Here is a 5,116-nt window from a genome sequence, read left to right as displayed (position 1 = left end):
CCGGACCGTTCGTCGCTTCGGCCGTGCCGCCCATCGAGCATGTGGCGACGGCGTACGTCATCTTCACTACAGTGACTCGGGTCACTTTGGTTTTCTGGAGGTAGCCCGTGTTCGTTCCGTTCAGCGTCAACGACTTCATCGACCGTGCCGCATCCGTCTATGGCCAGCGGGTGGGGATCGTCGACGAGCCCGACCAGCCGGCGGCCTCGCTCGGGGAGGTGACGTACGCCGAGATGAAGGCGCTCGCGAAGCGGATGGCCGCGAAGCTCGATGAGCTCGGCATCGGCGTGGGGGAGCGGGTCGCGATCGTCTCCCACAACTCCGCGCGGCTGCTGACCGCCTTCTACGGGGTCTCCGGCTCCGGTCGCGTCCTGGTGCCGGTCAACTTCCGGCTCCGGCCCGACGAGGTCTCCTACATCGTGGAGCAGTCGGGTGCCTCGGTGCTGTGGGTCGACCCGGAGGTCGACGAGGCGCTGGCGGACGTGACCGCGAAGCACCGGTTCGTGCTCGGCGACGACGCCAGCCTCTATGCCGACGAGGGCGTCGAGCCCGCGCCGTGGGAGCCGGACGAGAACGCGACCGCGGCGATCAACTACACCTCCGGCACCACCGCGCGGCCCAAGGGCGTGCAGATCACCCACCGCAACATCTGGACCAACGCGCTGACCTTCGCGCTGCACGCGGGCTGCAACGACCGCGACGTCTACCTGCACACGCTGCCGATGTTCCACGCCAACGGCTGGGGGATGCCGTTCGCGGCGACCGGGCTCGGCATCAAGCACGTGGTGCTGCGCAAGGTCGACGGGATGGAGATCCTGCGCCGCGTACGTGACCAGGGAGTCACCTACATGTGCGCCGCCCCCGCGGTGGCCGCCGCCGTGCTCGACGCGATCCCGGAGTGGACCGAGACGGAGGGCGAGATCCCGGGCCGCGACAAGGTGCGGATCATCATGGCCGGCGCGCCGCCGCCGACCAAGACGGTCGTGCGGGTCCAGGAGGAGCTCGGCTGGGAGTTCATCCAGATCTACGGCCTCACCGAGACCTCGCCGCTGCTGACCATCAACCGCACCCGTGCCGAGTGGGACGACCTGGACCCGATGGAGCAGGCCGCGAGACTGACCCGTGCCGGCGCGCCCGCGATCGGGGTGAGCCTGGACATCGCGCCGGACCGCGAGGTGCGGGCGAGGTCCAACGTCGTCCTGGAGGGCTACTGGGAGAAGCCGGAGGAGACCGAGAAGGCCCTCGCCGACGGCTGGTTCCACACCGGCGACGGCGGCAGTGTCGGCGACGACGGCTACCTCACCATCTCCGACCGCATCAAGGACGTGATCATCACCGGCGGCGAGAACGTCTCTTCTGCTGAGGTGGAGGACGTCCTCTTCCTGCATCCCTCGGTCGCCGAGGTCGCCGTCATCGGCGTACCCAGCGAGAAGTGGGGCGAGACCATCCTCGCCCTCGTGGTCCTCGCCGAAGGCGCCTCGGCCACCGAGGCCGAGCTGATCGCCTGGAGCAAGGAACGCGCCGCCGGCTACAAGGCGCCGACAGTCGTCGAGTTCCGCGACACCCTCGCCCGCACCGCCACCGGAAAGCTCCAGAAGTTCAAGCTCCGCGAGCCCTACTGGGGCGACCGCGACCGCAAGGTCAACTGACCGCCGACCCGGCGCAACTGCCCCAGAAATTCAGCCCGAGTCGGCGCTAATGTCCCAGAAATTCGCGTCGAGTCGGCGCTAATGTCCCGAGAAATCACGTCGAGTCGGCGCAACTGTCCCGCGAGTTTGGGACATTAGCGCCGACTCGGCGGGTTCTGATGGGACATTAGCGCCGACTCGACCGCTTTTGGCGGGACATTAGCGCCGGCTCGGCGGCTTTTGGTGGGACAGTCGCGCCGACTCGGGGTCGGGGGTGGGCTGCTCTAGGAGGTGGGTGACCTCGTCCAGGAGCAGTTCGGGTTCGTCGTTCTCGGCTGGGGGAGGGACGTACGCGGCGAGGCGGCGCGGGTCGTTCTCGGGCAGTGACGCGATGAGGATGCGGCGGGGACGGGCCGAGTTGCCGGTGACCAGATACTTCTGGCCGGGACGTACGCGGCTCGCCTCTTCGGCGAGGGTCTGTTCGGACGGCTCGACGGAGCTTGGAGCTACGACCTCGACCGGCGCAGGTGAGGGGTCCGAGAGCGCATCGCGGACGATGCGGCGAGGGTCGTACCGGCGTACGTCCAATGCTTCCAGCTCCTCACGCGAGATCCCGATCTCGCTCTCCACCTGGGCCTTCGAGGTGTCGACGAGGCGCCGCAGGGAGCGGACGAGCTCAGCGAGCTGATGGGCATAGAGGGGCAGCCGGTCGGGGCCGATCACGACGGCGGCGATGATGGCGACGAGGAAGAGCTTCTCAAAGCTCAGACCGAACACGGTGGTCTCTCCTTCGGTCGTGGACGTGGGTGATGAGCAGGGCAGCGGCGAAGAGGAGCGACATCGGGGCGGCGACGAGGAACATGGAGAGTACGTCGGCAGCCGGTGTCACCAGCGCGCTGAACAGGACGATGACGACGACGATGGCGCGCCAGCTTCGCCGCAGGGTCTGCGCGGGCAGGAGCCCGAGTGCGTTGAGCATCACGACGAAGACCGGCAGCACTAACGCGACCCCGATCGCGAGGACCATCTTCATCACGAAGTCGACGTAGTAGCCGGCGTTGAGGATGGTGCTGTCCTCGGTCGAGGAGAAGCCGGCGAGCATCTCGACCATGTGCGGGAAGAGCACGAAGCCGAACGTGCAGCCGGCGGCGAACAGCGGGACCGCGGCCGCCAGGAACCCGAGGGTGTACTTGCGCTCCCAACGGGTGAGCCCGGGGGTGACGTACGCGAACAGCTCGGCCAGCCACACCGGGCTGGAGCCGATGACGCCGGCGAAGAGCGCGATCTTGAGCTTGAGATCGAACGCACCGGTCACGGTGTCGTAGTTGAGGCTCGCGTCGCGCGAGGCGGCGAGCTCCTCGACCGGTGCGCGCAGCAGCTCCAGGATCTGGTCGGAGAGCCAGAATCCGACCCCGATCGCGAGGATCAGCGCCACCGCCGCACGGATCCCGCGCCTGCTCGCCTCGCGCAGGTGGCCGGCGACGGGCATGGTGCCCCGTGCGACGGCGGCGGTGGTCATGACGCTCGGCGGTCGGCGAGCGGCTCGACGGCGACGGCCTGCGCGTCAGGCTGCCTGGCTGTGGTCGTGGGGCCGGCGTCGTGGGTCTCGTCCTTGAGGATGCGTACGGACTGGCCGACGCTCCGGGCCAGGGCGGGCAGCTTCGCGGACCCGAAGACGAGCAGGATGATGGCGAGGATGACGAGGGCGTGCCAGCCCGTGAGGTTCTGCAGCATGATGTTTCTCCTTGAGTGCTGTTGGTCAGTTGGTCGGGGGCTCGGGCGGAGCGCCGCCCTCGCCGCCGCCACCACCACCGCCTCCCGGGGCGGCGCCCATGGTGGCCTCGGTGCTGGTGTCGACCGCGACGGCGAGCGAACCGGTGTAGCCGGACTCGGCGTCGCCCTCGAAAGTCCCCATCTCCAGCTCGTAGCCGTCGCTGAAGACGTTGTCGGAGTCGAGGCTGACCTTGGAGAGGTTGTCGGCCGAGCCCGCGTAGGTGTCGAGCTCGTAGACCTCGGTGAGCATGTCCTCGGGGAACGCGACCTGAGAGGTCGCGATGGCGTTCTCGCCGGTCGTCGCGGAGTCCGCGTCGGGGTAGACCTCGAAGTGCAGGTGGGTCCAGCGGCCGTCGTAGCAGCCCGGCACGATGGTCTTGAACGTCGCCTCGCCGTTGGCGTCGGCGACCTGGATGCCGCGAAGGTAGGTCTCGTCCTCGACCCCTTCGGAGTACATCGAGTAGAGGCCTTGCGCGTCGCACTGCCACAGGTAGACCGCGACACCTGCGAAGGGAGCGCTGCCGTTGACCATGTCGGCGACCGTGAAGGTGAACTCCAACGGCACCCCGTCGACCGTGGTGCCACCGTCGAGGCTTGAGGTGATGTCGCTGCGTACGATGCCCGACTCGGTGAGCACGTTGGTGCCGTTTGTGCCGTTGGCGGGGTAGGGGCCGTTGGTCTCCTGCGGGATCTCGCCATCGGCGGGCGTCGAGGTGTTGGAGCCCGACGTGCCCGCAGCCGTGTCGGACGAGCCCGAGCTCGAGCCGCCGCCCGAGGAGCTCGTGGCTCCACAGGCGGCCAGCGCCGCGGCTCCGACCCCTACCCCGACGAGCCCGAGCACCCGGCGGCGGGTCACCAGCGTCGAGATGTCGAAGCCGGCGCCCTGGTCGACCACCTCCTCCTCGGGCCGGACAAGCAGGCGTCCTTCATAGGCGGGACCTTCGGCGGTCTTCTCGGGTTCGGGTACGCGGCTCATCTCGGTATCTCCTTGGCGTCGGTCCTGGTGCGTTGACCTGACTCTGACGCTCCGATCCGTCAGGACCTTCTGCGTCACCTGTGGGGTGTCTGTGAAAGTCGCCGGGGGTTCGCGGGTGCCCGGACAGGCGTCGCCCCGCTCCTGCCTCTACGCCGACCGGACAGGCCTCGTCGCGTCCGGTGGTCGAGCCTGTCGAGACCACCCGGTGCCGCAGGCAACTAAGCGACTCGGGTGCCTGCCCGGGTGGTGTAGGGCGGGTGGGGCCAAGTGCCTGACCGGGTTGGGAGATTTAGGACCAGGGTGTCTGGCCTGGGTGCCATTTGCCTGTCTTGCGGACTTCCAGCCTCGGTCTGGGTTGCGTCGGGATACCTGTCCCTGTCCGGGTTTTCTGGACGCATGATGCTGGATCAAGCGCCACCTGCGTCATCTCGTTCAGTAGCGTTAAAAGGACCTCTGATCTGCAGTAATAGGTCCGAAAAGCACTGTGCATGGACATGCATATTTGATAGGATATGTGCATGACTTCGACGCTCGCCCTCGAGACCTCGTCCGGCCTGTTGGCCGCGGTGCGGGCCGCGCGTGCGGTCGAGGACCAAGCCGCTCGCGACATCCTGATCACTGCGGCGAAGTACGCAGCCGTGAACGTCGTCGAGACCGTCGGGGAGGCGGCGGTGTTGGAGGTCGACACCTACGGCGACCGGGCGGTGGCACTGACCGGGGCGGGTGCGCCGATGATCTC

General features: G+C 68.1%; 6 protein-coding genes. 2 read left to right on the top strand and 4 right to left on the bottom strand.

The genetic code is table 11. The features are described 5' to 3' along the window. Positions 1-107 precede the first annotated feature (107 nt). Positions 108-1,649, top strand: coding sequence for an AMP-binding protein (locus tag ACRDPS_RS23260; protein ID WP_431504042.1), 1,542 nt, complete (start codon positions 108-110; stop codon positions 1,647-1,649). Between the two features lie 198 nt (positions 1,650-1,847). Here ACRDPS_RS23260 and ACRDPS_RS23255 read toward each other — a convergent pair whose 3' ends face one another. From ACRDPS_RS23255 to ACRDPS_RS23240, 4 genes are read right to left on the bottom strand one after another with little or no spacing between them, the layout of a single operon-like run. After that, positions 1,848-2,405, bottom strand: coding sequence for a Sec-independent protein translocase subunit TatA/TatB (locus ACRDPS_RS23255; RefSeq protein WP_431504041.1), 558 nt, complete (start codon positions 2,403-2,405; stop codon positions 1,848-1,850). Beyond that, positions 2,386-3,147 (bottom strand): twin-arginine translocase subunit TatC, encoded by a 762-nt coding sequence (gene tatC / locus ACRDPS_RS23250; RefSeq protein ID WP_431504040.1) that lies wholly within the window; start codon positions 3,145-3,147, stop codon positions 2,386-2,388. The genes ACRDPS_RS23255 and tatC overlap by 20 nt, the downstream gene beginning before the upstream one ends. Further along, complete coding sequence (locus ACRDPS_RS23245) at positions 3,144-3,362, bottom strand: Sec-independent protein translocase subunit TatA/TatB (protein WP_431504039.1); 219 nt, start codon at positions 3,360-3,362, stop codon at positions 3,144-3,146. The genes tatC and ACRDPS_RS23245 overlap by 4 nt, the downstream gene beginning before the upstream one ends. 25 nt (positions 3,363-3,387) lie before the next feature. Further along, positions 3,388-4,377: an intradiol ring-cleavage dioxygenase gene (locus ACRDPS_RS23240; protein WP_431504038.1), complete on the bottom strand. Its 990-nt coding sequence runs from the start codon at positions 4,375-4,377 to the stop codon at positions 3,388-3,390. Positions 4,378-4,895: 518 nt separating this feature from the next. Here ACRDPS_RS23240 and ACRDPS_RS23235 point away from each other — a divergent pair. Further along, on the top strand, positions 4,896-5,116 hold a 221-nt coding region (locus tag ACRDPS_RS23235; protein WP_431504037.1), incomplete at its 3' end, for a hypothetical protein.

The sequence above is a fragment of the Nocardioides sp. genome (genome assembly GCF_050699375.1).
GTDB lineage: Bacteria > Actinomycetota > Actinomycetes > Propionibacteriales > Nocardioidaceae > Nocardioides.
The sequence above is the reverse complement of the archived record's forward strand: the minus strand, read 5'-3'. Positions and strand labels throughout refer to the sequence as shown.